The sequence below is a fragment of the Allobosea sp. LjRoot90 genome, from assembly GCF_964254315.1.
In the GTDB taxonomy this organism is placed as follows: Bacteria; Pseudomonadota; Alphaproteobacteria; order Rhizobiales; family Beijerinckiaceae; genus Allobosea.
Window position 1 is genome coordinate 247,905 of sequence record NZ_CAXUTF020000001.1, and the last position, 24,762, is coordinate 272,666.

24 protein-coding genes are annotated in these 24,762 nt (G+C 66.1%); 5 read left to right on the plus strand and 19 right to left on the minus strand.

Translation table 11 applies throughout. The features are described from left to right. Position 1: 1 nt before the first annotated feature. Both ACSQ3M_RS01160 and ACSQ3M_RS01165 read left to right on the plus strand, forming a co-directional pair. Positions 2 to 1,471 carry an aldehyde dehydrogenase gene (locus tag ACSQ3M_RS01160; RefSeq protein ID WP_436148254.1) on the plus strand — a complete coding sequence of 490 codons (1,470 nt, stop codon included), beginning with the start codon at positions 2 to 4 and terminating at the stop codon, positions 1,469 to 1,471. 18 nt (positions 1,472 to 1,489) lie between these two features. After that, a complete protein-coding gene (locus ACSQ3M_RS01165) occupies positions 1,490 to 2,875 on the plus strand; it encodes an MmgE/PrpD family protein (RefSeq protein WP_436148255.1) in 1,386 nt (461 codons plus the stop codon). On the opposite strand, the gene ACSQ3M_RS01170 is transcribed toward ACSQ3M_RS01165, so the two are convergent. The 17 genes from ACSQ3M_RS01170 to ACSQ3M_RS01250 form a co-directional block, all read right to left on the minus strand. Further along, complete coding sequence (locus ACSQ3M_RS01170) at positions 2,866 to 3,417, minus strand: GNAT family N-acetyltransferase (RefSeq protein ID WP_436148256.1); 552 nt, start codon at positions 3,415 to 3,417, stop codon at positions 2,866 to 2,868. The genes ACSQ3M_RS01165 and ACSQ3M_RS01170 overlap by 10 nt on opposite strands. A gap of 1,090 nt (positions 3,418 to 4,507) precedes the next feature. After that, positions 4,508 to 4,750, minus strand: a complete 243-nt coding sequence (locus ACSQ3M_RS01175) for a helix-turn-helix domain-containing protein (protein ID WP_436148257.1) — start codon at positions 4,748 to 4,750, stop codon at positions 4,508 to 4,510. Between the two features lie 278 nt (positions 4,751 to 5,028). After that, on the minus strand, positions 5,029 to 5,700 hold the full coding sequence (locus ACSQ3M_RS01180) for a protocatechuate 3,4-dioxygenase subunit beta (protein WP_436148258.1): 672 nt from the start codon (positions 5,698 to 5,700) through the stop codon (positions 5,029 to 5,031). A 19-nt stretch (positions 5,701 to 5,719) separates the two neighbouring features. After that, positions 5,720 to 6,349 (minus strand): protocatechuate 3,4-dioxygenase subunit alpha, encoded by a 630-nt coding sequence (gene pcaG, locus ACSQ3M_RS01185; RefSeq protein ID WP_436148259.1) that lies wholly within the window; start codon positions 6,347 to 6,349, stop codon positions 5,720 to 5,722. Between the two features lie 15 nt (positions 6,350 to 6,364). Further along, entirely contained in the window at positions 6,365 to 7,042 is a 678-nt protein-coding gene (locus ACSQ3M_RS01190; protein WP_436148260.1) for an amino acid ABC transporter permease, read from the minus strand. Then, a complete protein-coding gene (locus ACSQ3M_RS01195; protein ID WP_436148261.1) occupies positions 7,039 to 7,707 on the minus strand; it encodes an amino acid ABC transporter permease in 669 nt (222 codons plus the stop codon). The genes ACSQ3M_RS01190 and ACSQ3M_RS01195 overlap by 4 nt, the downstream gene beginning before the upstream one ends. After that, a complete protein-coding gene (locus ACSQ3M_RS01200; RefSeq protein ID WP_436148262.1) occupies positions 7,704 to 9,308 on the minus strand; it encodes an FAD-dependent oxidoreductase in 1,605 nt (534 codons plus the stop codon). The genes ACSQ3M_RS01195 and ACSQ3M_RS01200 overlap by 4 nt, the downstream gene beginning before the upstream one ends. A 67-nt stretch (positions 9,309 to 9,375) precedes the next feature. After that, positions 9,376 to 10,287 (minus strand): substrate-binding periplasmic protein, encoded by a 912-nt coding sequence (locus ACSQ3M_RS01205; RefSeq protein WP_436148263.1) that lies wholly within the window; start codon positions 10,285 to 10,287, stop codon positions 9,376 to 9,378. A gap of 55 nt (positions 10,288 to 10,342) precedes the next feature. Next, positions 10,343 to 11,122, minus strand: coding sequence for an SDR family NAD(P)-dependent oxidoreductase (locus ACSQ3M_RS01210; RefSeq protein WP_436148264.1), 780 nt, complete (start codon positions 11,120 to 11,122; stop codon positions 10,343 to 10,345). 8 nt (positions 11,123 to 11,130) lie between these two features. Continuing rightward, on the minus strand, positions 11,131 to 11,958 hold the full coding sequence (locus ACSQ3M_RS01215; protein ID WP_436148265.1) for an amino acid ABC transporter ATP-binding protein: 828 nt from the start codon (positions 11,956 to 11,958) through the stop codon (positions 11,131 to 11,133). Positions 11,959 to 12,035: 77 nt separating this feature from the next. After that, the gene (locus ACSQ3M_RS01220) at positions 12,036 to 12,812 is read right to left on the minus strand and encodes an SDR family NAD(P)-dependent oxidoreductase (RefSeq protein ID WP_436148266.1); all 777 of its coding nucleotides are present in this window, start codon (positions 12,810 to 12,812) and stop codon (positions 12,036 to 12,038) included. A 19-nt stretch (positions 12,813 to 12,831) separates the two neighbouring features. Next, entirely contained in the window at positions 12,832 to 13,938 is a 1,107-nt protein-coding gene (locus ACSQ3M_RS01225; protein WP_436148267.1) for an NAD(P)/FAD-dependent oxidoreductase, read from the minus strand. After that, positions 13,935 to 15,356, minus strand: coding sequence for an NAD(P)/FAD-dependent oxidoreductase (locus ACSQ3M_RS01230; RefSeq protein ID WP_436148268.1), 1,422 nt, complete (start codon positions 15,354 to 15,356; stop codon positions 13,935 to 13,937). Before ACSQ3M_RS01230 ends, ACSQ3M_RS01225 begins: the two co-directional genes overlap by 4 nt. Beyond that, a complete protein-coding gene (locus ACSQ3M_RS01235; protein ID WP_436148269.1) occupies positions 15,353 to 15,631 on the minus strand; it encodes a (2Fe-2S)-binding protein in 279 nt (92 codons plus the stop codon). The genes ACSQ3M_RS01230 and ACSQ3M_RS01235 overlap by 4 nt, the downstream gene beginning before the upstream one ends. Before the next feature lies 1 nt (position 15,632). Continuing rightward, positions 15,633 to 16,544, minus strand: coding sequence for a dihydrodipicolinate synthase family protein (locus tag ACSQ3M_RS01240; RefSeq protein ID WP_436148270.1), 912 nt, complete (start codon positions 16,542 to 16,544; stop codon positions 15,633 to 15,635). After that, positions 16,541 to 17,467, minus strand: a complete 927-nt coding sequence (locus ACSQ3M_RS01245; protein WP_436148271.1) for an SMP-30/gluconolactonase/LRE family protein — start codon at positions 17,465 to 17,467, stop codon at positions 16,541 to 16,543. The genes ACSQ3M_RS01240 and ACSQ3M_RS01245 overlap by 4 nt, the downstream gene beginning before the upstream one ends. Continuing rightward, the gene (locus ACSQ3M_RS01250) at positions 17,464 to 18,645 is read right to left on the minus strand and encodes a CaiB/BaiF CoA transferase family protein (RefSeq protein ID WP_436148272.1); all 1,182 of its coding nucleotides are present in this window, start codon (positions 18,643 to 18,645) and stop codon (positions 17,464 to 17,466) included. The genes ACSQ3M_RS01245 and ACSQ3M_RS01250 overlap by 4 nt, the downstream gene beginning before the upstream one ends. A gap of 93 nt (positions 18,646 to 18,738) precedes the next feature. Here ACSQ3M_RS01250 and ACSQ3M_RS01255 point away from each other — a divergent pair, with 93 nt between their 5' ends. Both ACSQ3M_RS01255 and ACSQ3M_RS01260 read left to right on the plus strand, forming a co-directional pair. Continuing rightward, positions 18,739 to 20,112 carry an aspartate aminotransferase family protein gene (locus tag ACSQ3M_RS01255; RefSeq protein WP_436148273.1) on the plus strand — a complete coding sequence of 458 codons (1,374 nt, stop codon included), beginning with the start codon at positions 18,739 to 18,741 and terminating at the stop codon, positions 20,110 to 20,112. A gap of 11 nt (positions 20,113 to 20,123) precedes the next feature. Continuing rightward, complete coding sequence (locus tag ACSQ3M_RS01260; RefSeq protein WP_436148274.1) at positions 20,124 to 21,005, plus strand: 3-keto-5-aminohexanoate cleavage protein; 882 nt, start codon at positions 20,124 to 20,126, stop codon at positions 21,003 to 21,005. Positions 21,006 to 21,024: 19 nt separating this feature from the next. On the opposite strand, the gene ACSQ3M_RS01265 is transcribed toward ACSQ3M_RS01260, so the two are convergent. Together ACSQ3M_RS01265 and ACSQ3M_RS01270 are read right to left on the minus strand one after the other, a co-directional pair. Then, positions 21,025 to 21,828 (minus strand): IclR family transcriptional regulator, encoded by an 804-nt coding sequence (locus ACSQ3M_RS01265; protein WP_436148275.1) that lies wholly within the window; start codon positions 21,826 to 21,828, stop codon positions 21,025 to 21,027. A 473-nt stretch (positions 21,829 to 22,301) separates the two neighbouring features. After that, positions 22,302 to 23,234, minus strand: coding sequence for a helix-turn-helix domain-containing protein (locus ACSQ3M_RS01270; protein WP_436148276.1), 933 nt, complete (start codon positions 23,232 to 23,234; stop codon positions 22,302 to 22,304). A 153-nt stretch (positions 23,235 to 23,387) separates the two neighbouring features. Here ACSQ3M_RS01270 and glcF point away from each other — a divergent pair, with 153 nt between their 5' ends. Then, the gene (glcF, locus tag ACSQ3M_RS01275) at positions 23,388 to 24,761 is read left to right on the plus strand and encodes a glycolate oxidase subunit GlcF (protein ID WP_436148277.1); all 1,374 of its coding nucleotides are present in this window, start codon (positions 23,388 to 23,390) and stop codon (positions 24,759 to 24,761) included. Position 24,762: the final 1 nt, after the last annotated feature.

Below are 24,762 nucleotides of genomic sequence, written 5' to 3' on the forward strand. Positions count from 1 at the left end.
CATGGAGCGCTTTTATCTCGACATCGCCGGTGAAGCGCGCGCTGCGGCCGACGGCGAGTGGTTCGAGGCCATCAATCCGGCGACCGGGCGGCCTTGGGCCCTCGTGGCGCGCGCGACCCGTGAGGACGCGCTCGCAGCCGTCGAAGCCGCCGCCTCAGCCTGGGCGAAATGGCGGCTGACGCCGGGCGCCGAGCGTGCCCGCCTGCTGAATAGGCTCGGTGACCTGGTCGACGCGAACCACGAGCGGCTGGCGTTGGCCGAAACGCTTGGAAACGGCAAGACGATCACGGAGACCAGAGGCCAGATGGCGGGGCTCGCCCGCTATTTCCACTACTATGCCGGCTTCGCCGACAAGCTCGAAGGCGCGGTGATTCCGGTCGAGGATGTCACGGCGCATGTCTATGCCGAATGGGAGCCCGTCGGCGTCTGCGTCTTCATCCTGCCTTGGAATTCACCGCTGCCGCTCTGCGCGCAGAAACTGGCTCCAGCCTTAGCGACCGGCAATACAGTCATCGTCAAACCGTCGGAATTTACCTCGACCTCTATCGCCGTGCTGATGGAGCTCGTTCGCGAGGCTGGCTTTCCGCCGGGCGTCGTCAATGTCGTCACAGGCCCCGGTGCCGACATCGGCGAAGCCTTGATCTCCGCGCCCGAGACAGCACTCATCGCCTTCACGGGCGGCGAGGCCGCAGGGGCAGCTGTTGCAGCGTGTGCCGGCCGCAATCTCAAACGGGTCACGCTCGAGCTCGGCGGCAAGTCGCCTCAGCTCGTCTTTGCCGACGCTGACATCGAAAGTGCCGCTCACGGTGTCATCCAAGGCATCTTCGCCTCGACCGGGCAGAGTTGCGTGGCGGGCTCTCGTCTGCTTGTGCATCATTCGTTGCAGCAGGCGTTGATCGAGCGGATCGTCGCGCTCGTCGCCACGCTCAAAATCGGTGATCCGCTCGACCCGGCAACGCGGATTGGGCCGATTGCGACCGCTCCGCAACTGGACCGAGTGCTGCGCTATTTCGAGATCGCTGCCGCCGATGGCGCCAGCCTCGTGACTGGCGGAAGTCGCGTCGCGCGTGGCGATGGCGAGCAGGGTTATTTCGTGGCGCCGACAATCTATGCTGACGTGTGCAGCGACATGCGGATCGCGCGCGAGGAGGTCTTCGGGCCATTGCTCGCGGTGATTACCTTCGATGACGAAGACGAAGCCCTGGCGCTCGCCAATGACAGCCATTTTGGCCTGGCGGCAGGCATCTGGTCGCGGGACGGAGCGCGCGTCCACCGCGTCGCCCGCAAGCTGCAATGCGGCATCGTCTGGGCGAACTGCTACCGGACGTCTTCGGTCGCCATGCCGTTCGGCGGCTTCAAGCGCTCTGGCATTGGCCGCGAGGGCGGTTCGGCGATGATCCGCGATTACCTCCAGCAGAAGGCGGTGTGGATCAACACCCGAGACGGCTTCACCGCGTCATTGGCCTCCTGATTGAGCCGGAACCGAGCGATGCCTACGTCCGAAAACCACTTCAGCACCCGCTTGGCCGAATGGATCGCGCAGGCGCCGCAGCATGCGCGAGCCGCGGTGCTGGAGCAGGCGCGGCTTTCCTTCCTCGACACGCTCGGATGCATGGTCGCCGGCGCCAGCAGCGATCCGGTTCGCAGCGTTGTCGCCGTTTCGACCGAGTGGGGCAGTGGGGAGGTGCCGGTCGCAGGCGCAGCATGTCGGCTCGCTTTGCCCTGGGCTGCGCTCGCAAATGGCACGGCGGCGCATGCGCTCGATTTCGACGACAATCTTGAGCCGGCATTCGGCCATGCGAGTGCGGTGTTGGTGCCTGCCATTCTCAGCGTGGCTTCATCGCGGCGCAGCCCCGGCGCTGCTGCTCTCGACGCATATGTCGTGGGCATCGAGGTCATGGGTCGCCTCGGCGCCGCCTTCAACATGGAGCATTATAGCCGTGGCTGGCATGCCACACTGACGCTCGGCGCACCGGCGGCTGCAGCTGCCATCGCCAGATTGCTAAGGCTCGATACCAGCAAGGCCCGAAACGCGCTTTCCATCGCCGCCAGCATGGCTGGTGGCAGCAAGATCCAGTTCGGCACTGGTCTGAAGCCCGTTCATGCCGGCCTCGCGGCAAAGGCCGGGATTACCGCGGCCCTCTTGGCTGCAGCAGGGCTCGATGCGGCGCCGGAGGCGCTCACTGGCAACTGGGGCCTGCATGGGCTGATGAACGGAGCGGCCGGCGGTAGCGAGGCGCTGGCCGCCGAAATCGGCGAGCCGCTGATGATCGAGCGCTTCGGATTGATGCGAAAGATCTATCCGAGTTGCGCCGCGATGCATCGGGCGATCGACGGTATTCTCGATCTGCGCATGGCTGAAAAGTTGACGCCGGAGGAGATCTTCAGCCTGCGCGTCGCCATGGCTGAGATCCAGACACAGAATTTGCGTTTCCCGCGCCCCAGCTCTGTATCGGAGGCGCGCTTCAGCCTCGAATATTGCGCCGCATCTGCGCTCGTGGACGGGGAACTCGGCCTCTCCGCTTTTACCGAGGTTGCAATGGCCAGACCGGCCACATCGGCGTTGGCGCAACGCGTCACCATGGTCACCGATCCAGCACTGCATGGCCAGTTGCAATCGGATGCACAGACACCGACGACGCTGGAACTTACCCTGTGTAGCGGCCGGCGCCTGCAGCAAGTCGTTGCCTATCAGCGCGGCCACGAGGCCAGGCCGCTGACTTACGAAGAGGTGGAGGCGAAGTTTGTCTCATTGGTTGAGCCGGTTCTCGGCAATGAGCGCGCAGCCGCGCTTCTGGCGCTCCTTGGGACGTTAACAACGCTCGCCGACAGCTCGCTTCTGCTCGAGGCGGCGGTCCTCGATCCTCAGGCTTGAGGCGCGGCCGCGCGGTTGCGCCAGCCAGCCTGGGTGATCTCGTGCAGCTGCACGACCCTGCCGCCGTCCAGCATCTTCTCGCCGGTCAGGGCAAAGCCGAGCTTCTCCAGCACACGGCGCGAAGAGACGTTGTCAGGATTTGTCGTCGCGATGATCTTGCTGAGGCACATTCGACCAAAGCTGATTTCGAGGCATTTCGCCGCGAGCTCCCGAGCGTAACCGCGCCCCCAGGCGCCGGGATCCAACATATAGTTGACCTCGACCTCGCCGGAATGCTCGACGAAGAGCAAGCCCCCGCGCCCAATAAATCGCCCATCCTCTTTTGCGAAGACGGCATACGGCCCGAGTCCTCGCTTCGACCATTGCTGCTCGCTCATGCCGATGATGCGGCGCGCCTGGCCCTCGGGATCGGCGGCGATCTCGCGGGCTCGCGACAGGTGGCGATGGACCAGTGGTTGAGCGATCAAGGTCGTGTAAGGAACGAGATGTTCAGCCGCTAATGGAATGAGCTGAAGGCGAGCCGTTTGCTCCGGATGTGACACCCAATTAACTCGCTTCTGCTCTCAAGGTCGACAGTCAACGGTTGCAATGCATCGCCCGCCTTTGTCGATCTCATAAAACGGAGTGACGGCATGATAAACATAAAGGAAAATCATGATCGCTCGCCGAACCAGGCGGCGCACGCTAGTTGTCTAGATTTGCCTTGAGGCCCCAGGGATCGTGCGGACTATCGCGCATTTGACATGCGCTATAGTCCAAGTTGCCACCTTCGACAGGGCGGCCAAGGCGGATCAGATCTTCCCGCTCGGCCAGCGTCGCGCAAGTTCTGTTCGTCACGCGTCACGACGTCAGGAATGACCATGTTGCCGCCTCTTGCCGATCCTGATCTCTGAAATACCGACAGCATCGAACGGCCTCGCGGCGGTTTTTTCAGACATAGCCTGTCACAAATGTGAGGCCTCAGCGATGCAGTCGCCGATGGCCGCTGGAATTTGTGGTCCGCCAAAAGCGACAGAAAGAGGAGAGCTGTCGCACCTCTGAGGAAGGGTAGGGCGCCTCCTCGCTCGCACAATGCCGCCTGTTGAGGTTAGGCGGCACATTTCGCGTTTTATCACCCGTCGGACAGTAGTCGAACGGGTCGGAGCGCATGCGCAAGCCCCTCATTTCAGAGGAAACTTGGATCGAGGCGTGATCCAACGTGACCTAGAATGCCCGTGGGGTAGTGAGCGGGATCTTTGTGGATCAGTATAGTCTAAGCGAAAATCGCTTTCAAGACAGGGGCTTAAGCGTGATTCAAGTTTAACTGGGGTATGGGTCTGGTACATGTGTTCCGTGATGCGCCGTGATCATCCCGTAATGTTCCGGTTAATGTTTCATATGTCGTGATGGTCACGCCTCATCACGGATTCCGAACGCCAGAAACACTACTACGACGCAGGCCGATGCAGAACAAGATTTCGGCTACAATGGCTCGAACGCCGAGCCCTCGGCACGTGCTGATCCAACCGCTGCGCAAACGCCGCTGGTTGCGCCGGCCCGAACTGGAGCGCGGCATGAGCGGGATCAGCCGACGCGTGCTGGTCGCGTGCGGCGAGGTGCCGGCCGGCGCATCGCAGCCGCTGACGATGTCGCTCATCCCGCTTCGCGATCGGCGCCGACCGTCTCGAAGGGGAGGGACCTCGTCCGCCTGCACTGAACCAAGTTCGACCGATCCCACCGATCCAGCTCCTCGACCGGGTATAGGACCGCCTTACCGATCTTAATGAACGACGGGCCGATCCTCATCGATCGCCAGTTGCGAAGGGTGCCCTCGCTGATCTGGCCGCGGTAGCGTGCAACGACTTCTTCCAGAGTGAGGTAAGCGGGGATAGTCACGGCCTTTCTCCTGTACCGGCGGACGATCACAGGAGCCGATCGGAAGCGGCCGGGAGGAATTCGACGACGGGCCGCGCGGCAGTTGGTGATCCGTTCTGCAGCCCCTCAGAAATGCCTTCCGGACGATTCAGAGCCAATGCACGTTCTGACTGCTGCTGGTCCATTCCAGAAGCCCGGGATGTCCACTTCCAGGCGGTACAGGCGAACCAGGCGGGCACCTGAGCGAGGCACACGCTCGGTTGATGCGGCAAGCGGCATGCCAGCTATTCGCCGCGCGATCAGTTCTCGAAGTAGCTGGTGTTGCGCCCACCGATCACGATGTCCCATCGATACAGGACCTCGCCATTGACGCCCGTCCCGGCGGCCTGTCCGAAATGTCGTGGCTGCGCGGTGCCCAGCAGGATGAACATCGGGTCGCGGGCGAGGTTGGGGTCGCCTTCGAAATACATCTGCGCAATCAGCCGCGCCGAGCCGCCGCGGATGGAGACATGCACATGGGACGGCCGCCAGCGGTCGATATCCGGGCGCGCCAGGTAGGAGCCAGGCCGGATCGTACGGAAGCGGTAGGCGCCCTGATCATCGGTCATCGTCCGGCCGAAGCCGAGGAAGTTTGGATCGAGGCGCTCCCGGACGGGGTCTTTCACATGCGTGTAGCGGCCCCATTTGTTCGCGTTCCAGATCTCGACCAGCGTGTTGCGGACGGGGCGGCCGAATTCGTCGAAGACGTGGCCCGAGATCTCGATGACCTCGCCTTCCGCCTGCGGACGACCGGGCGCGATCCGGGTCAGGTCGTTCTCGCCGATCTTGAGGCCGGGCAGATCGGCGACCCAAGGCACGAAGCTCGCGCGCGCCGCCTCGGGGATGAGATGCAGCCGTTCGATCGGCACGCGCCGTTCCGCCGCCCCGTCGGTCGGTCCCGGCAGCATGAGGCGTCCGCGGTTCATGATCATGGGCTTGCTCCGCCGTCCGTCAGCTCGAAAGATCGTCAAAGAATGGAGTCTCGTTTTCGCCGCGCATCACGAGCGTGATCTCGTAGACGGCAAGATCGCCGCTCGGAGCCGAAACCAGCCGAGCAATGAGGCGTTCCCGCAGTTCCGGGGCCAGGCTCTCGAGCAAGGGATCGCGGCGGTTCGCCTCGGGCTCGTCGTCGAAGAAGATCTGCGTCACCAGTCTCGTGATGCCATCGGAAAAGATCGTCAGCGTGATGTGGGGCGAGCGTGCGGCCATACCTCTGCTGGGCGCGATCGCGCCTGGCTTGACGGTCTTGAACGTGAACGGCTCCAAGGTCGTGATAAGCCGGCCGAAACCGTCGAAATAGGGGTCGAGCAGCGTGTCGTCCTGGATGTCCGGCGTGCGCAAGACACCAGCGGCGTTCGCCTGCCAGAACTCCAGCAGCGCGTCGTCGACAGGCTGTCCCTCGCAATCGATAAGGCGCCCGCACAGAATGATCGGCTTGCCCTGCGGGCCAACGCTGAGGCCGTGGTGGAGCCGCGTGAGATCGCTACGGTCGCCGTCGAGGAAGGAATAAGGGTAATAAGGACCGACCGTGTCCTCCGCCAGTGGCGCCAGACGGTTGCTGGAATGAGACGCGTTACTCATGTCGTTGCTCCGTTGTCAGGGCGTCTTCAGCCGGCGCTCCACGAGGCCCGTCAGCCAGGACAGGGCGAAGACGATGGCGATGTAGATGACCGCCACGGCCGTCAGGAACTCGAACTGCCGATAGGACACGCTCGCGGCGCGCTGAGCCTCGTACATGATGTCGGCGACGCCGATCACGCCGACGATCGACGAATCCTTGACGACGATGATCAGCTGGTTGGCGAGAGCGGGCAGCGCCGTCCGCAGCGCCTGCGGCAGCACGACGTCGAGGAAGGCATGCCGCCGGGACAGACCGAGCGCCGTCGAGGCTTCGACCTGCCCTTGATCGACGCTGTCCAGCGCCGACCGATAGATTTCGGCGACATAGGCGCTGTTCAGCAGGGTGACGGAAATGATCGCTGCCGTGAGCGGGGTGATCGCGAGCCCCAGGAACGCGGCTAGTCCGAAATAGATGAACAGGATGTAGACGTAGAGCGACAGCGAGCGGAAGAGCTGGATGTAGAGGAAGGCGATGGCCTGCAGCCAGCCCGCCGACGAACGCCGCAGCATGGCGACGACGAGACCCAGCAGCAACGACGCGACGAAAGACGTAACGGCGACGATTGCCGTATAGCGCAAGCCGATCAGCAGCGCGGGAAGCTTGACCCAGACGGGCAGCCACTGTGCCTGGAGCTCTGCGAGGAACTCAGTCATGGCAACCTCAGGGCGCGTTCGGCGGCGAGGAAGACGAGCGAAAACGCAAGGACGACGGTGATCAAGATGATGGCGACCGCGGCGAACGCCTCGAAAGGCCGGTAGAAGGTGACGCTCATCTCCTGCGCCTGGAAGACCATCTCGGGCACCGCAATCGCTGCGGCGAAGGTCGCGCCCTTGATCTGGCCGACGAAGACGTTGCCGAGCGGAGGAATGACGACCCGGATCACCTGAGGTAGCAGGACGTCGAAATAACGATGACGATGGCTGAGCCCAATCGCGTCGGAGGCTTCGAGCTGGCCTGCGTCGATACTGAGGAAGCCGCCGCGGAAGATTTCAGCTGCCTTGCCGGAATCGGTGATCGCGAGCGCGATGATGGTGCAGGTCACTGCGCTCAGCGCCAGATCAAAATAGCTCGCGACGCCGAAATAGAGCCAGAGCAGCAGAACGTAGAAGGGGATGCCGCGCGTGATCTGCGTGAAGCCGTAGGCCGTGCGCGACAGGAGTGTCCACGAGCTGCCACGTGCGCTCTGGATCAGCAGACCGAGCAGGCAGGCGGCGATCGTGCCGACGATGGCCATGTAGAGATCGAGAACGACCCCCTTCGCCAGCAAGGGCCAGCGATCGAGCACGAAATTCCAGTCGAGTTGAATGGCTCGGTTCATGCGTGCGCCTTCATGCCGGCTGCGGTAGCGGCGGCCCTGCCGGCGACCACGGCCTCGGTCATGGCCGGCCCCAGCGAACCACCCGTTCCGGGGTAGCCGGGCCCCATCGGACTGGCTGCAACGTTGCCGCAAGCGTAGAGCCCGGCGATGACGCTCCCGTCGAACCGAACCACCCGCCCCTGATCGTCCGTCGTCAGGCCGCCCTTGGTCCCGTTGTTGCCGTGGAGGATGGGGATGGCGAAGAACGGCGGCTCGGTCAGCGGCGCGAGGCAAGGGTTGGGCCCATGCTCCGGGTCGCCATAGGTGAGGCCATGCCGGTCGGCGCCGCGCCTGAAGTCGGGATCCTGCCCGTCGCGTGCGGCCGCGTTGAAGCGCCGGATGGTCGACTCAAGTCCGCCGGGCGCGATGCCCACGTTCGCCGCGAGTTCGGCCAACGTATCGGCTTGCTGGAACCAGTCTGGCGCAGGCGCTGCCGCCGCGACGTTGACGATCTGGTAGCGGCGCTTGAAGCGCGCGTCGAAGACGAGCCAGGCCGTCAGGTTGGGATGACGATAGCCGCCCGGATCGAAATGCTGAAAGGCTTTGCCGAGGTCGTGATAGGAGCTCGCCTCGTTGACGAAGCGCTGTCCGGCGTCGTTGACGAGGATCGATCCAGGCAAGGCAAGCTCGCGGACGATGTTGCGGGTCATGGGGCGGCCGTCCCACTGCTCGCCGGGCACCTGCACAGCGGCCGTCCACCACGCTTCCGTCATATGCGCGACGCCTGCGCCCAGGCGCAGACCCATCAGCAGGCCATCACCTTCGTTCCAGGGCGGCGAGGTCGGCGCGCGGTCGGCCGGCGCCAGAAAGGCGTCCTTGAGGGCATCGTTCCATTCGAAGCCGCCGCTTGCGAGCATGACGCCCGAGTGGCTGCGGATGGTGGAGCCCTCGCTCGTGCGGCAGCCGCGCACGGCGCCGCCTTCCAGCATGAGATCGGTGATGCGGATGTCGCTCTCGAAGGCGACGCCCCGGTCGAGGCAGGCCTGAACCAGGCCGGCGACCAGGCCGGCGCCCTGCGTGCGCACATCCCTGACTCGACGCTCGGCGAGAAGATCGGGGTCCAATCCGGCACGCAGTTCGCGCGAGGTCGCCGGCCCTCGCAGCGGCGAGGTGCGGATCCGGCTGCGCCATCCGCCGAGCCGGGTAGTGTCGTAGGGCAGCGGCTCGAACGCGCGGCCGTCGCGTGCGCCGATGAAGTCCGGATGGTAGTCGGGACGCTCGATCTGGAAGAAGCGCAACTCCGTCCAAGCTTCCAGGCATTCCAGCAGGGCGGGCGATGCATCGAGGTAGCGCGACAGCCGTTCTTCCCCGACGGTGCCGAGTGTCACGCGTGACAGGTAGTCCAGCGCCTCGTCGCGATCGTCGGCTGCGCCGGCCCGCTCCATCAGCGCGTTGAGTGGCGACCAGATCTGGCCCCCCGAGATCGCACTGGTGCCGCCGATGAGGGGCGAACGCTCCAGGACGAGAACTTTCGCGCCCGCGACAGCCGCCGACAGCGCGGCCATCAGGCCGGCTGCGCCGGATCCAACGACGACGAGATCGGGCGTGGCTTCTGGGAGCATCGGGATGGCCGGCTTCCGTGGCAGGACATGCCGGAGCGGTCGGGAACGACCGCTCCGGACAGGTCGGTCAGTTCGAGCGGATCGGCTGGCCAGCGGGGCCGACGGCGACCGTCTGGAGCTTGTACTTCTCGCGGCTGGCAGTCCCGACGAAGCGCTCATAGAGCGTCGCCAGGGTGCCGATCGAGGCGTGGTAGCCGATCCAGTTGCTCATCCAGTTCAGGGTCCGGGGATCGCCCTGGCGCATGAAGAAGCTGACGCTTTCAAGATAGAGCGCGCCGGTCGGCAGCAGCTTGATGCGCGCGCCGGCATCCAGCGCCCGCACGATGCTCGACGAGGATTGCACGGTCGCATCGGCGCGTCCGGACGCAACTTCGTTGATGGCGTCGGTCGCCGAGGGGAAGGAGGCGAACTGCGCCTTCGGGAAGGTGCGGCGCGCGACGGCGAGCTGCGAGGTGCCCTGGAGCGTAGCGAAGCGGATGTTTTCGGCGTTCAAATCCTCGGGCTTCTGCACGGTCGAATTCGGCTTCAGGCCGACATAGACCGGCGCATAGAACGCCGGGATGGGTGTGAAATCGCCGCGCAACGCGCGTGCCGGCAGGTTCGTCACCGGCTCGATCATGTCGCAGCGCCCCGATTCCAGCAGCGAGAAGAGCTGTCCGAACGGAACCTCGACATAGTCGATCGTGATGCCTTCGCCGAGATCGGCGGCGAGCAACTTGGTGAGCTCGATCGTGTAGCCGGCCGGCTCATTGGTGGTCGGATCGCGATACTGCATCGGCGGCGTGCCAAACTCGTAGCCCAAGGTGATCTTCTTGGTCCTGATCCACTTGTCGATCAGCGCTTCGTTGGCTGGCGCTTGCGCCTGCGCGGCGGTTGGCCGCGCGAGGTTTGCGGCTAGGGCGGCGCCGGCGCCAACAAGGCCTCCGGCAAGCAGGAGCGAGCGGCGGCTGGCGGCGGCAGTGGCGTTGAGGTCGGTCATCGGTATCCCCTTTCGTTTTTGCTTGGTTGGGTTGCTTGGCTGTATTCAGCTGCCGTCAGACGATCGTGTAGCCGCCGTCGACCACGAGCGCGGCACCGGTGACGTAACTGGCGTCGCGTTCGCTCGCGAGGAACAGGATCGAACGGGCGACTTCGTCGTAGCGGCCCTCGCGGCCCATCGGGATCACGCCGCCGGCCTTCTTGGAACGCTGCTCCAGCATCTCGCCGGTCATATCCTGGCGCCGGTCGGTCATGACGGCTTCAAGGATACCCGGGCAGATGCAGTTCGAGCGGATGCCTGACGTCGCATAGTCCCGCGCGATCGACTTGGTCAGGTGGATCAGCGCCGCCTTCGAGATGCCGTAGATCGCTTCCTGCGAGGAGGCGGTGATGCCGGCGATCGAGGCCGTGTTGACGATCGCACCGCCGCCTTGCGCCAGCATGACCGGCACGACCGCGCGGCAAAACAAATAGGCCGACTTCAGATTGACCGCGATAACCTGGTCGAAGACCTCCTCGCTCGTGTCGGGCAGGGCCTTGGCGTTCCAGGGATCGATGGCGGCGTTGTTGACGAGAATATCGATGCGCCCGAAACGCGAAAGCGCCTGCTCGACGGCGGCTTTGGCGACCGCGCTATCGGAGACATCGCCGGCCACCGTCTCGACGGCGGCTCCCTCCTGACGCAAGCTTGCCGCAACGCGCTCCAGGGACCCCGCGTTCAGGTCGACGAGGACGAGGCTGGCGCCTTCCTGGGCGAATTGCCTGGCAGCTTCGGCCCCGAGCCCGGACGCTGTGCCCGTGGCGATGACGACCTTGCCGGTGAAACGATCAGTCATTGGAGCACTCATGCGGCGAGGACGGATTTGAGGAAGGATTTCGTGCGCTCGTGCTTGGGATCGCCGATGATTTCCCGCGCAGGGCCTTCCTCGACGATGACACCATCCGCCATGAAGACGACGCGGTTGCCGACCTCGCGCGCGAAGGCCATCTCATGCGTGACGACGACCATGGTCATGCCCTCGCCGGCCAGTCGCTTCATCTGGTCGAGAACGCCGCCGCGCAGCTCGGGATCGAGCGCCGAGGTCGGCTCGTCGAAGAGCATCACCTCCGGCTTCATCGCCAGTGCTCGGGCTATCGCGACGCGCTGCTTCTGGCCGCCCGAGAGCTGGCTCGGATAGGCGTCTGCCTTCTCTTTGAGCCCGACACGGTCGAGTTCGGTGACAGCGACGGCACGCGCTTCGGAGGACGACATCTTTCGTATCCGCTTGAGCGCCAGCATGACGTTCTCGACCGCAGTCTTGTGCGGGAACAGGTTGAACTGCTGGAACACCATGCCGATGCGCCAGCGCAGCTTCTGCAGCCGCGCACGCGCATCGCTGCCGTCGGGCCATTCCCCTTTTCCATCCGGGCGCCAGCTTTCGCCCTCGAAGACCATCTCGCCGCCGTCGAAGGGCGAGAGCAGGTTCATGCAGCGCAGCAGCGTGCTCTTGCCCGAGCCGCTCGGCCCGATGAGGACGAGAACCTCGCCTTGATAGAGCGACAGATCGATGCCCTTCAGCACCTGAATGGGCTTCGCCGAGGTCCGCGCATAGGACTTCTCGATGCCCTTGAGCTCGAGAAGCGACCTCCGCGGGACGTCGGATACGGTCTCGGCGAATGTCGTGTGCTGCATAACGGCTCCCTGTTTTGTTTATACACAAAACTTTGTTTTATGCAAATGCAGCATCGGAGCGGTCTTGTGCGCTGCCTTCAGAAACGGCCGGCATCCGTCTTGATGCGCTCGCCGGTGAGTGAGGAGGAGGCATCGGAAGCCAGGAAAAGAGCCGCTGCGGCGACCTCTTCCGGGGTCACCCAACGGCGAAGCGCCGCCACATCCGTATAGTTCTCTTTGATGATGTCGGCAGGCTCCCGACCTTCGGCAGCCGCGCGGCGCGCCACGACGCGGTCCATCAGCTCACCCGAAATCGCACCCGGGCAAAGCGCGTTCACGCGGACGCCCGACGGACCGACCTCGCGCGCGACCGTCTCGGTCAGGCCAATGACCGCGAACTTGGTGGCGCAATAGGCGCTGCGCATCGGGTAGCCCTTCAGCCCCATCAACGACGACATGTTGACGATCGAGCCGGAGCCCTGGGCACTCATGAGACGGGCGCCGACTCGCAGGCAGTTGACGGTGCCGAACAGGTTAATCTCGACGCAGGTCCGCCAAGCGTCGAGATCGACGTCGGCGATGTTGCCGATCGGCCCGCTCTGCCCGGCATTGTTAACGAGTACGTCGATCTTGCCACTAATCGCCAGGGCCCGCGCGAACATCGCCTCGACGCCGTCGAGCCTGGTGACGTCGCAGACGACGGCGGTGCCGCCAATCGCCCGGGCGACCGGCTCGATGGTCTCCATCGTACGGCCCGAGACGACGACATGCGCGCCGGCCCGCGCGAAAGCCTCGGCGATAGCCTTCCCGATGCCGGTGCCGCCACCGGTGACGATCGCGGTGCGTCCGTCCAGACGATACAAATCCGTGGACATGGGGTCTCTCGCTGTTGGATCAGGCTGCCGGCGCAGTTGGGTTGGAAAACCGGCCGGGGTCGAAGAGCGGGAGCTCCGGTTCGCGGCCGAGGATGAGATCGCCCATCAGCGCGCCGATATAGGGGCCGATGGTGTAGCCGCCGCGCACGCAGCCGAGCAGAAAGGCGCCGTCGACGCCAGGCGCCGCGCCGGCGAGCGGATAGAAGTCCGGCACATTGGCTTCGAAGCCTGTCCAGGACCGCACCACCCGGAAGCGATCGAGGCCAGGCACGGCGAACATGGCGAGCTGAAGGTTCGGGAGCAGCGTCGCGGGATCGACCGAGCTGCGGCCCTCATCCGGCGAGCCGGTGCCCTGCCAGCCGCCGCCGATCAGGACGCTGCCGTTCGGTTTCTGCTTCAGGGTGAGCAGGCCGGTGGCGTGGCCGATCACGGTGCCGACCAGAGCCGGGCCGCGCTCGGTGACCGAGACGGTGTTGACGCGGGCGCGGACAGGCAGGTCGAGGTCGATCATCGCGCCGGCGCTCCTGAGCCAGGCGCCGCAGGCGAGCAGGAGACGGGTCGCGCAGATCGTTCCTTCAGGCGTGGCTAGATGGAACGCGCCGCCGTTCCTGTCGATCGCCGTGACCGGTGTGCGCTCGCGGATGGCGACGCCGGCCGTTTCCAGCAGGTCGCGATAATAGGCGCCGGTCAGGCTCGAATTGGCGTAGCCGTCCTCGGCGCACCAGCTCGCCGCGACGACCTTGCGCGACAGATTGGGTTCGAGCTCGGCGACGCGCGTCGGTGAGATCATCTCGATCGGCGCGCCGGCCTCGCGCTTCAGCGCCATGCGCTCGTGCAGGAGATCGGCCTCGCGCTGGTTGAAGGCGAGCGTGATGCCGCCGGACTTGTGGAAACCGATGCGCTCGCCGGCCCGCTCCCAGAGCTCATGGCCCTTGATTGCGTAGGGCATCAGCATGACGCGCTTGATCTGCAGCGACAGCGTGCCGGCATTGACGCCCGAGGCGCCGCTGCCGAGCGTCTGCTGCTCGACGACGATCGTGCGCATCCCGCCTTTCGCGGCGCGGCAAGCGGCGGCGCTGCCCAGAATGCCGCCGCCGATGACGGCCAGATCGTAGCGCGCGCTCATAGCGGGGCCGGGGCGGGGATGGGCAATTCGTCATAGTCGAACGCGCCGGTGATAGCGGCGAGCGGGACTGGTCGCAGCGGCGGGCGGGCGCTCGGCTGGCCGATTGCCACGCGATCCCAACCGGTCGCAGCGGCGATCACCATCGCCGCCGCTTCGCCGCAGACGCGCCCGCCGCAAGGACCCATGCCACAGCGCGTCGTCGCCTTGAGATCGGCGAGTGTCCTGGCGCCGGCCGCGATTGCGGCGTAGAGGGTTGCGCGCGTCAGCCCCTCGCAGCGGCAGACGGTCGCCCCGGCCTCGATTATCGCGGCAGCGCCGGGCGGCGGCATGGCGAGCGCCGACATCGCCACGCCGAAGCGTGCCGATTTGCGCCAAGCGCTATCGATCATCGCGACCTGGCTTGCGAGATCGCCGCCGCGCCCGAGCCGGCGGGCGACGCCGAGCGCCGCAAGCTCGCCGGAGAGCGGGGCGGCATCGGCGCCGCGCACGCCGGCGCCGTCACCAGCAACGAATAGCCCGGGCACCGAGGACTGGAGCGAGGCGTCCACCACCGGGACCCAGCCACCCAGCTCCGGCTCATAGTGATGTTCGGCGCCCATCAGCCGCGTGACCTCGGTCGACGGCAACAGGCCGAAGCCGAGGCAGACGGCGTCCGCCGCGATCGTCCGCACGGAATCGCCAGCCGGCCGCCAATCGCGGTCGACGGGGCCGATCGTGACGGATTCGACGCCCTCCGTGCCTTGGATCGCGCGGATGGCCGAGCCGGAGTAGATCGGAACCCGCGCCTTCAGCAGCGCGAGCAGCCAGCCCGCTCCCCTGGCCATCAGGTCGGGCCGCGCCAGCATGCTGCCGAGCCGCGCCAGCCAGGCTGACCGCGGCGCGGCATCTACTATAGCGGCGACCTCGCCGCCGGCCGCGACGATCTTGTTGGCGACGAGCAGCAGGAGGGGGCCGGAGCCGGCGACGACGACCCGGCGCCCGGGCAGCACGCCATGGGCCTTGAGCAGGATGGTCGCACCCGCCAGCCCGATCACGCCGGGCAAGGTCCAGCCGCTAATGGGGATATGCCGCTCGACCGCGCCGGCGGCGACGATGAGATTGGGCCCTTTGAGCGTCAGCGGACCGTCGGGGCCGATCGCGATGACGGAGAAGCCCGCCGTCAGCGACCAGACCCGATGGTTCGCATAGAGGACGGCGCCGCTGGCGGCGAGCTTCGCCCGCAACTCCTCGCCCTTGCGCCGGTCAGCATCGGGCTGCGTCGCCGTCAGCGCCGGGGAGGGCGCGCGATAGACCTGGCCGCCGGCCGACAGTGCCTCGTCGATCACGGTGACGGAGAGGCCGAGGCTGCGGGCCTTGATCGCCGCCGCCGCGCCGGCGGGGCCTGCACCAAGCACGATGAGGTCATAGGCGCCGCTCACCGCACCGACTCCACCACGAGCCCATCATGCACTGGCGTGCGGCAGGCTTCCGTCAGCCTGCCGCCGATCGAGACGACGCATTCCTGGCAGACGCCCATGAAGCAGAACGCTCCGCGCGGGCCGCCATCGTCGCGGCTTGTGCGTAATGTGCGTCGCCCCTGCGCATACAATGCGGAGGCGAGCATCTCGCCCTCGCAAGCTGTCAATGTCTCGCCGTCGAAGCGGAAGCGGACCATCCGCTTACAGGCAACACCGATGCGCAGGTCGCCAGCCATCTCAGCGGCCGGGCAGCAGGCCGAGCTCGCCGAGCGTGGCGCGGAGCTTCTCGAGTTGGGCCCCGCCAAGCGGCAGCAGCGGATCGCGCGGCACGCCGGCAGGCAGGCCCTGAAGGTTGAGCGCCGCCTTGACGGAGGAGGGCCAGGTGCCGAGCGACATCAGCGTCTCGTAGACGATGGTCAGCTTCTGATGGGCGTCGACATAGTCGGCATCGGGCGCCTTGCGGCCGATCTCCATCAACCGGCCGGCGGTCTTGCCGAGCAGTTCGGGCCCGGTGGCGATGAAGCCGGGCGCCCCGAGCGCGCTGCCGACCAGGATATAATAGGACGGGCCGACCATCACCGCGATCCTGTCGCCCATGCGGCGGATCAGCCGGGTCAGGTGGCCGATGTCACGATTGGACTCCTTGATGCCGACGACCGGGGCGACGCTGGCGATCGCCTCGACATCGTCGATAGAGAGCTCGATCACGGCGCGGCGCGGCGAATTGTAGAGCACGATCGGCATGTCGATGGCCTTGCCCAAGAGCTCGAAGCGCCGCAGCAACTCCTCGCGCGTAGCCTTCAGCACATAGGTCTGCGGCATGACCAGGATACCGCTGGCGCCGGCCTCCTCGGCCGCCTGCGCATACTGGATCGTCTGCTTCGACCCCGGTGCGGTGCAGCCCATCATCACCGGCACGCGCCCGGCGCTGCGGTCGACGGCGATGCGGGTCAGGCGGGCGCGCTCGTCGCGATCGAGCGCCCAGCTCTCGCCATTGTCACCGGCAACGCAGATGCCCTGCGCACCGATGCCGATCAGATGCTCGATCAGATCAGCGAAGGCGTCCGCCATGATCTCGCCGTGCTCGTCGAAGGGCGTGACGATGGCCGGCACGAAGCCCTTGAGCGTATCCTTCGTCAGCATGGTCATGAGGATCGTCCTGATGGGGCGGCCGCAAGAAGCGTGGCCATGGGAATGCGGAAGACGCTGCCGGTCTGCGCCTCGACGATGAACAGGCTCGATTGGTCCGGCGAGAAGGCGCAGGCCGTGGTCCAGAGCCCGCCCGGCGTGTGCACGACAGCGAGCGCGTCGCCGAGCGCGTCGACGAGATAGAGCCGTCCCGCCTGCGCCTGAGCGATAGCGAGGCGGCCGGCGGCGTCGACCGCGAGCCCGTCCGGACCAAGGCCGCCGGAGAGCTGGAGGAACGTGCCGACCATCGGCCAGGCAGGATCGGGCGCTTCCGCCATGAAACGCCAGACGGCGTTGGCACGCGTCGCGGCGAGGTAGACCAGCGTGCCGTCCGGCGAGAGCGCGATCCCGTTCGGATAAGGCACGTTCGCGAGGATCAGCTCCGGCACTGTCGCGCCCTGCCGCAGCCGGTAGACCCGTCCGGTCGGATCTGAGAGGCTGGTGCGGCCGGAATCGGTGAACCAGACATCGCCATCGGGCGCGACGGTGAGGTCGCTGAGGCCGCGGAACGGCTCGGTGTTGACCCGAGCGCAGAGCGTCGTGACCGTCTTCGTCACCGGGTCGAAGGCGAGCAGGCCGCGGCGATAATCGACGATCAGCCAGGTGCCGTCGCCGCGCGGGCGTAGTGCGTGCGGTTCGCCGTCATATTGGAAGGCGAGCTGCCAGCCCCCATCCGGCGCAATCCGGAAGAGGCGGCCATAGGGCACGTCTGCCAACCAAAGATGTCCCTCCGCGTCGAAGCAGGGGCCTTCCAGGAAGGAGTGCAGGCGCTGGCCCGGCCGCGTCGCGCGGACCCAGTCGGTCGGCTCGCCGGTCCAGTGCAGGGCCTCCGGCAGGCGCGTGAACAGCTCGGCATCATGCCGTGGGAAGGCGGCGCCGATCATGCGATCACACCCTGCGCTCTCAGCGCTTCGATCTGAGCCGGCGAGCGCCCGATCTCGCGGAGGATTTCGGCGCTGTGTTCGCCCAGCCGCGGCGGAGGGCGGTCGATCGCCGGGCCGGCGGCGACGAAGGAGAAGGGGGCGAGGGGGACCGCGACGGGTGCTGAACCGGGCAGGGCGACATCGAGCGCGTGAAAGAAGCCGCGCTCGCGCAAATGCGGCAGGCGGACGGCCTCGTCCAGCGTGCGCACACGCTCGGCGGGGATGCCGATCGCATGAAGATACTCCTCCCACTCCGATGCGGAGCGGGTGCGCATGATCGGAACGAGCGCCTCGCGCATCGCCTGCGCGGCGGTCCATAGCTCAGGCCAGTCCTTTAACGCGGCGAAGTCGGGTCGGCCGAGCGCTTCCCACAGCCGCCTGTTCTGCCGCGTGTTGAAGGCGCCGAGCATCAGGAGCCCATCCGCCGTCTCATAGGTGCCGAGCCCGGCTTCCTTCGGGCGCGGCTGGGCGGGACCTTCATAGAGCGCGGCGGCGGCTTCGGGCGCCATCAGCGTCAGGGCGGTATCGAACATCGCGCAGTCGATGATCTGGCCTTTGCCGCTGACCTGTCGCTGGAACAGAGCCGCCGAGATCGCGAAGGCCGCGGCGTAGCCGGTGGCGTAGTCGATGAAGGAAGCGCCGGATTTAACCGGCTCGCCCGAGCGGCCGGTTGTGCGCGCCATTACGCCCGAAGCCGCCTGGATGACGTTGTCGTAGGCGTTGACCGCCTCGCGCTCATGACCGCGGGCGAAGCCGGTGATCGAGCAGTGGATCAGCCGGGTATTGCGGGCGCAGAGCGCCTGCGGTCCGAGGCCGAGAGCCTCCAGCGCGCCGACGCGATAGTTCTCGACCAGCACGTCGGCCCCGTCGACGAGGTCGAGCAGGATTGCCCGTCCGTCCTCGGAGGTGAGGTCAAGCGCGAGCGAACGCTTGTTCGAGCCCTGGACGAGATAGTTGATGCCGAGGCCGGCGGCATTGAGGGCGTCATCCGGCCCGCGGCCACGGGCCGTATCGGGCATCTGCGGCGGCTCGATCTTCACGACATCGGCGCCGAGCAGAGCGAGCTGGTAGGCGCAGAACGGCCCGGCGAGCACATGGGTGACGTCCAGGACGCGAATGCCGTGAAAGGGACGCTGCACTGACGGGTTCAAGGATGGGTCACTCCGTTCTTGTTTCTTATACGGAACCGTGTTTTGTATATCAACAGAATTTTGGAAGCGGCAGAGAGCACCATGTCAAATCCGACTCCCCGTCCGAGCTCGTCGGCGATCCTGCATCGCAACCTACGCAAGACCCCTCCGGTGGCTGTGGCGGGCGATGGCGTCCATCTCGTCGATGCCGAGGGCAGGCGCTATCTCGACGCCAGCGGCGGCGCGGCAGTGTCGTGCCTGGGCCACGCGCATCCCCGCGTCATCGAAGCGATCACAGCCCAACTCGGCAAGCTCGAATACGCCCACACCTCCTTCTTCACGAACGAGCCGAGCGAGAGGCTGGCACAGATGCTCGTCGAGCGCGCCCCGGCCGGCTTCGGACATGGCCGCGTCGCATTTCTCGGCAGCGGCTCGGAAGCCATGGAAGCGGCGATGAAGCTCGCCAGGCAATACTTCGTCGAGATCGGTCAGCCTGGCCGCGTGCGCTTCATCTCGCGGCGCATGAGCTATCACGGCAACACGCTGGGCGCGCTCGCCGTCGGTGGCCATCCCGGCCGCCGGACGATGTACCAGCCGATCCTGATCGAGACCTCGCAGATCGCGCCCTGCTACGCCTATCGCGACCAGCGCGAGGGCGAGACGATCGAGGCCTATGGAATGCGCGTCGCCGACGAGCTCGATGCCGAAATCCGTCGGCTCGGCCCGGAGAATGTCGCCGCCTTCATCGCCGAGCCGATCGTCGGGGCGACGCTCGGCAGCGTCACCGCGGTTCCAGGCTATTTCGCCCGCATCCGCGAGATCTGTGACCGGCATGGCGTCCTCTTCATCGCCGATGAGGTGATGTGCGGGATGGGCCGCGCCGGCGCGATGTTCGTCACCGGGCAGGAGGGCGTGCGGCCCGACATCATCACCATCGCCAAGGGGCTGGGGGCCGGCTACCAGCCGATCGCCGCGACCATGGCGAGCGAGCGCGTCGCCGGGGCAATCGAGGCCGGCTCCGGCCTGCTCGCCAATGGCCACACCTATATGAGTCATGCGGTCGCCTGCGCCGCCTCGATCGCGGTGATCGAGACAATCGAGAATGAGGGGCTGCTCGACAACGTTGATCGCTTGGGGCGCCTACTGTCGCGCCGGCTGCACGAGGCCTTCGGGCAGCACCCCAATGTCGGCGACATTAGGGGGCGTGGCTTGTTCCAGTCCCTCGAGCTGGTCGCCAATCGCGAGACCAAGCAGCCCTTCGCCGCGAAGCACCAACTCGCCACCAAGATCAAGCAGGCGGCGCAGGATCTCGGACTGATCTGCTATCCCTCAAGCGGCACGGCCGATGGCGTCAACGGCGATCATGTCCTGCTCGCGCCGCCCTTCACCATTAACGAGAGCCATGTCGACGAAATCGTCGAGAAGCTCCGGGCGGCATTGGAGGCTACTCTGTCCGCCGCCAAGATTGCGGCTTGAGGAGCCATCTCGTGTCCCGCAAGACGATCCTCACCTGCGCCGTCACCGGCAACCTCACTTCGCGCCAGCAGCATCCTAGCCTTCCCGTCACGCCTGCCGAGATCGCCTCGGCTGCCGTCGAGGCCGGAAAGGCAGGCGCCGCCGTCGTCCACCTCCACGCGCGCGACCCGGTCTCGACCAGGGGCAGCATGGATCTGGGGCTCTTCAGCGAGATCGTCGATCGCGTCCGCCAGTCCGGCTCGGGCGTCATCATCAACCTGTCGACGGGAGAAGGCGGCCGCTTCGTCCCTGGCCTTGATGAGCCGGCCGTCGCCGCTCCCGGGACGACCCTGACAACCCCCGAGCGGCGCGTGGCGCATGTCGAGGCGCTGAAGCCCGAAATCTGTACGCTTGATCTCAATACCATGTTCTCGGGCAGCGCGGTGGTGATCAACACGCCGCGCAACGTGACCGAGATGGCCAGGCGCATCTATGCCGCCGGCGTCCTGCCCGAGCTGGAGCTTTTCGACGGTGGCGACCTGCAGCTCGCTCTGGCCCTGCAGTCGGACGGCACCTTGCGAAATCCGCTGCTGATCCAGATCGTCCTGGGCGTCCGCTACGGTGCGATTCCCAACCCAGAGACCTTGTTCTATTTCGCCTCGCAGCTTCCGAAGGATTGCATCTGGGCGGCATTCGGCGTCGGACGCCACGAGTTCCCGCTGCTGGCGCAGGCCTTTCTTCTAGGTGGCCATGTCAGGGTCGGGCTCGAGGACAACATCTATATCCGCAAGGGTGTGCTCGCCCGTGACAATGCCGAGCTGGTCGAGAAGGCCGGCACGATCGTCGAGAATCTCGGCGGATCCCTCGCGACGCCGGCCGAGGCACGTCAGATCCTCGGACTGCCGGCGCCGTAACGGCTGCCCCTTCCCAAGCCTATCCCATACGCTGGGAAATTCGCGCGGCGGTGGCCAGAACCGCGCTCAGGTAGCGTCCTTCGATTTCGCCCAGATTGAAGGCGGAATCCGGTCCCGATATGTCGATGGCCCCAACGATTTCCTTACGCCGGTTGATAATGGGCGCCGAAATCGAGCTTCCTGAGGCCTCCATGGCACCCCGGCTGATGACGTAACCGCGTTGCCCGGCTTGCTTGACGATATCCAGCAGCGTTTTGACCGAAGTCGGAGTTTGGTCCGTCAGCGGTACGAAAGTCTCGTTGCGGAAAAGCACTGCCAGCTCCGCTGGCGGCAGGCTCGAAAGCAGCAGCCACCCCATGGGCGAGGCGTAGGCCGGCACTCGCGAGCCGACATTCATGTTGCTGAGAAACCCGGAGCGGGTCTGGACGCAGCTGAGATAAAGCACGTCGCGCTCATCGCGGATCGCCAGATGCGCGGAAACCTGCGTGTCGTCGCGTAGCGCTTCCAGCTCGGGGCGGGCAATCTCGATAATGTCCTTGGAGGCGAGAAAGGCGAATCCGATATTGAGGACGCGCGGCCCTAGCGTGAAGAGCTTGGACTGCTCCTCCTCCAGGAAACCCATATGCCGGAGCGTGTAGATCAGGCGGAACACTGAGGATCGGGTCAACCCGAGTTCCGACGCGATGTCGGTAATGCTCAGCGGGCGCTGCGCAGCCGCTACGATCTCCAGCACACGAAGTCCGCGATGCAGGCCGGGGACGAAGTAGACCGAGTGGTTCTTGTGCTGCGCCTCGGCATCGATCGCATCCGTCACGTCGTCCATTCGATTTCGATCCGCCTGGTTCCTTGATTTGTCTATAAAACAATTTTTTGTCTGGGTCACGACCGCAATCTTGTCCGCGTGAAGTGCCCCGCCCCTCTGCAAATTCCCATCTGACCTACGACGCAGTTTTCTAATTCAGCATCACGCCGATCCAGGAATCCAAAAAATCGACCCACTCAGCTCGAAACCCGCTTCGGAACAGTGCCTGAGAGCGGTGCTGGGTCTGCGCGCAGCCAACTCCGGCCATCACGGCCGAGTAGCACGAATGTCTCGGATTTCCGGTTCCTAGCGACGGCCCATTTTAGGAATTGCCGCTTCCCGCTCGTGCATTCTTGGCCCACAGCCGACGTCTGGGATGCCCGCATTCGGGCAGCGCAGTCTGGCGCTAGGCTGGAATGCCGAAATTGGCGACTGGGCAAACTTCGATGCACCGAGGACGATCGGTTTCGGCGGCGTCTGCCGCTTTCTGGTAATCACGAGCAGCTTCGGTCTCGATATTGCCGCGGCGCAAGGGCGAACCGATTGCGAAAGGCCCGGTTGAAGACGGAAAGATCGTTGAAGCCAACCGAATAGGCGATGGAGGCGATGCCCTCACCGGCGCGACGGGGGTCGAGCAGGGCCCGGCGACTCTCCTCCAGCCGCGTCGCCAGCAGCCAACGCCCGAAGCTCTGGCCCGTTGCGGCAAAGCGCGCATGCAGCGTGCGCAGCGAGATATTGAAATGCGCCGCCACGACACCAGGCGACAGCGTCTCGTCGCCGAGCCGCCCGCGGCAGAAGGCGAGGATCGCCTCATGCAGACGATCGGGGCGGGGGCCGCCGGCATCGCTCGAAAGCCCGATCAGATTGCATAGATTATCGGTGAGCAGGCTCGCCGACATCTCGTCCATGACCTCGCCATGACGGGCCAGCTCCAGGAGGTGGCGCCGTGCCAGCGACACGAAGCGCGATGTCAGCGCGATACGGTGCGGGCGGCCACGCACGAGCCAAGGCGCCTTGAGCAGGAGCGTTCGGCGCGGCAGGACGGCGACAACGCGCCGGACGTCTTCCGAGAACGAGAGGCGGAACGGCCGCGCCCCGTCGACCAGGCCAATCTCGCCAGGCTGGAGCAAGAGCCGCTCATCGCCCTGCGAGAGCCGGCATTGACCCCGCTCCTGCAGGCTGATGAGAACGCTGTCGTCGCCCTGAGCGACGTGGCGGGGGGTACGCACGACCTCGTGCCGCGTCGAGCGGAAGCTCGCGATCCTGACATCGCCGAAGCTGCGTCCGACAATAGAGGCGTGGAAGGCTTCCTGCGGGCCAGGCGCCTCGGTCGTGACGTTGAGCACGGCGCGGCACACGGTCTCGCGCCAGTAGTCGAACCCGCAATCGGGCTCCAGGCCTTCCGTGCCCCAAACGATGGTCCCCATGACCTTCTCCGCCCGGCAGCCGACAGGACCCGCCGGGGCGCCAGCAGCTTTTCATAAGAACGATTTGCACGCAAAGCCGGATGTTTCTGCACGCAGCGCCGAGACCTCGCGCCGCCTGCCTTCTTAGCTTTCCGCTCGGAGGACAGACGGGTCATGCAGACGGATTTCACCGCCGAGCAATTGCGCGATCCCGCGATCCGGGAAGCCGCCGAGATCCTCGGCACCTGCGTGCATTATGGCTTCTGCACCAATACCTGCCCGACCTATGTGCTGAGCCGCGACGAGAACGAATCCCCGCGCGGGCGCATCGACCTGATCCGCGAGATGCTGGAGAGCGAGGCGGCGCCGAAGGCGCAGACCGTCGCGCATCTCGACAGCTGCCTCTCCTGCCTGTCCTGCATGACCACCTGCGCGGCGAAGGTCGACTATGCGCATCTGATCGACCGGGCCCGTGTTCATGTCGAGCGCCGGCACCGGCGGCCGCTGGCCGAGCGCGCCTTGCGGGCTCTGCTCGCCTTCGTCCTGCCGCGACCGCGGTTGTTCCATGCGGCACTGGCGCTCGGCCGTCTCGGGCGCCCGCTGCAGCGGCTCCTGCCGCGCCGGATCAGACCTCTGCTCGCGATGATCCCGGAGCGGACGCGGGCGCAGATCCTGGCGCCGCAGGTGTTCAAGGCCGAGGGCGAAAGCCGGGCGCGGGTGGCGCTGCTCGCCGGCTGCGCCCAGCAGGTGCTGGATGGCAACATCAACGCGGCGACGATCCGCCTGCTGACACGGCATGGCTGCGACGTGGTCGTCGCCGCCGGCGCCGGCTGCTGTGGTTCGCTGACGCTGCATATGGGCCGCGAGGATGAGGCCATGGCGGCCGCCGCCGCCAATGTCCGGTCCTGGATGCGCGAGCGTCGTGGCGAGGGGCTCGACGCCGTGATCGTCAACGCCTCCGGATGCGGTACGACGGTCAAGGATTACGGCCATCTCCTCGGTCGAACTGAACTCGCGGGCGAAGCGAAGGAGATCGCCGGCATCGCCCGCGACGTCACCGAATTCATCGCCGGCATCGGGCTCCGGCCTGTCGCACCGGAGCGCCCACGCCTGCGCGTCACCTATCACGACGCCTGCTCGATGCAGCACGGCCAGCGCGTCACCCGGCCGCCGCGCGACCTGCTTCATGCCGCGGGCTTCGAAGTGGTGGACGTGCCGGAGAAGCATTTCTGCTGCGGCTCGGCCGGAACCTACAACCTGCTCCAGCCCGCGACGGCTGAAATCCTGGGACGGCGCAAGGCAGGCAATATCGACAGCACGGCGCCGGATGTCGTGGCGGCCGGCAATATCGGCTGCCTGACGCAGCTGCGGCGCTATGTCGGCGCGCCGATGGCGCACACCGTCGAGCTGCTGGATTGGGCGACGGGCGGCCCGCTGCCACCGGCCCTGGTCGGGGTGACGCTGACGAGCCGACCCGCGCCGCAGCCGGAAGAGGCGCTGGCGACGGCCACTGCCCCGGCGCCGAACGACGACGCCGGCTTCTGGTGAC

Excerpts from the sequence above, each read along its gene's own strand:
- ACSQ3M_RS01160 (WP_436148254.1), top strand. The coding sequence starts at position 2 with ATGGAGCGCTTTTATCTCGACATCGCCGGTGAAGCGCGCGCTGCGGCC.
- ACSQ3M_RS01165 (WP_436148255.1), top strand. The coding sequence starts at position 1,490 with ATGCCTACGTCCGAAAACCACTTCAGCACCCGCTTGGCCGAATGGATC.
- ACSQ3M_RS01180 (WP_436148258.1), bottom strand. The coding sequence starts at position 5,700 with ATGATCATGAACCGCGGACGCCTCATGCTGCCGGGACCGACCGACGGG.
- pcaG (WP_436148259.1), bottom strand. The coding sequence starts at position 6,349 with ATGAGTAACGCGTCTCATTCCAGCAACCGTCTGGCGCCACTGGCGGAG.
- ACSQ3M_RS01190 (WP_436148260.1), bottom strand. The coding sequence starts at position 7,042 with ATGACTGAGTTCCTCGCAGAGCTCCAGGCACAGTGGCTGCCCGTCTGG.
- ACSQ3M_RS01195 (WP_436148261.1), bottom strand. The coding sequence starts at position 7,707 with ATGAACCGAGCCATTCAACTCGACTGGAATTTCGTGCTCGATCGCTGG.
- ACSQ3M_RS01200 (WP_436148262.1), bottom strand. The coding sequence starts at position 9,308 with ATGCTCCCAGAAGCCACGCCCGATCTCGTCGTCGTTGGATCCGGCGCA.
- ACSQ3M_RS01205 (WP_436148263.1), bottom strand. The coding sequence starts at position 10,287 with ATGACCGACCTCAACGCCACTGCCGCCGCCAGCCGCCGCTCGCTCCTG.
- ACSQ3M_RS01210 (WP_436148264.1), bottom strand. The coding sequence starts at position 11,122 with ATGACTGATCGTTTCACCGGCAAGGTCGTCATCGCCACGGGCACAGCG.
- ACSQ3M_RS01215 (WP_436148265.1), bottom strand. The coding sequence starts at position 11,958 with ATGCAGCACACGACATTCGCCGAGACCGTATCCGACGTCCCGCGGAGG.
- ACSQ3M_RS01220 (WP_436148266.1), bottom strand. The coding sequence starts at position 12,812 with ATGTCCACGGATTTGTATCGTCTGGACGGACGCACCGCGATCGTCACC.
- ACSQ3M_RS01225 (WP_436148267.1), bottom strand. The coding sequence starts at position 13,938 with ATGAGCGCGCGCTACGATCTGGCCGTCATCGGCGGCGGCATTCTGGGC.
- ACSQ3M_RS01235 (WP_436148269.1), bottom strand. The coding sequence starts at position 15,631 with ATGGCTGGCGACCTGCGCATCGGTGTTGCCTGTAAGCGGATGGTCCGC.
- ACSQ3M_RS01240 (WP_436148270.1), bottom strand. The coding sequence starts at position 16,544 with ATGACCATGCTGACGAAGGATACGCTCAAGGGCTTCGTGCCGGCCATC.
- ACSQ3M_RS01245 (WP_436148271.1), bottom strand. The coding sequence starts at position 17,467 with ATGATCGGCGCCGCCTTCCCACGGCATGATGCCGAGCTGTTCACGCGC.
- ACSQ3M_RS01255 (WP_436148273.1), top strand. The coding sequence starts at position 18,739 with ATGTCAAATCCGACTCCCCGTCCGAGCTCGTCGGCGATCCTGCATCGC.
- ACSQ3M_RS01265 (WP_436148275.1), bottom strand. The coding sequence starts at position 21,828 with ATGGACGACGTGACGGATGCGATCGATGCCGAGGCGCAGCACAAGAAC.
- ACSQ3M_RS01270 (WP_436148276.1), bottom strand. The coding sequence starts at position 23,234 with ATGGGGACCATCGTTTGGGGCACGGAAGGCCTGGAGCCCGATTGCGGG.
- glcF (WP_436148277.1), top strand. The coding sequence starts at position 23,388 with ATGCAGACGGATTTCACCGCCGAGCAATTGCGCGATCCCGCGATCCGG.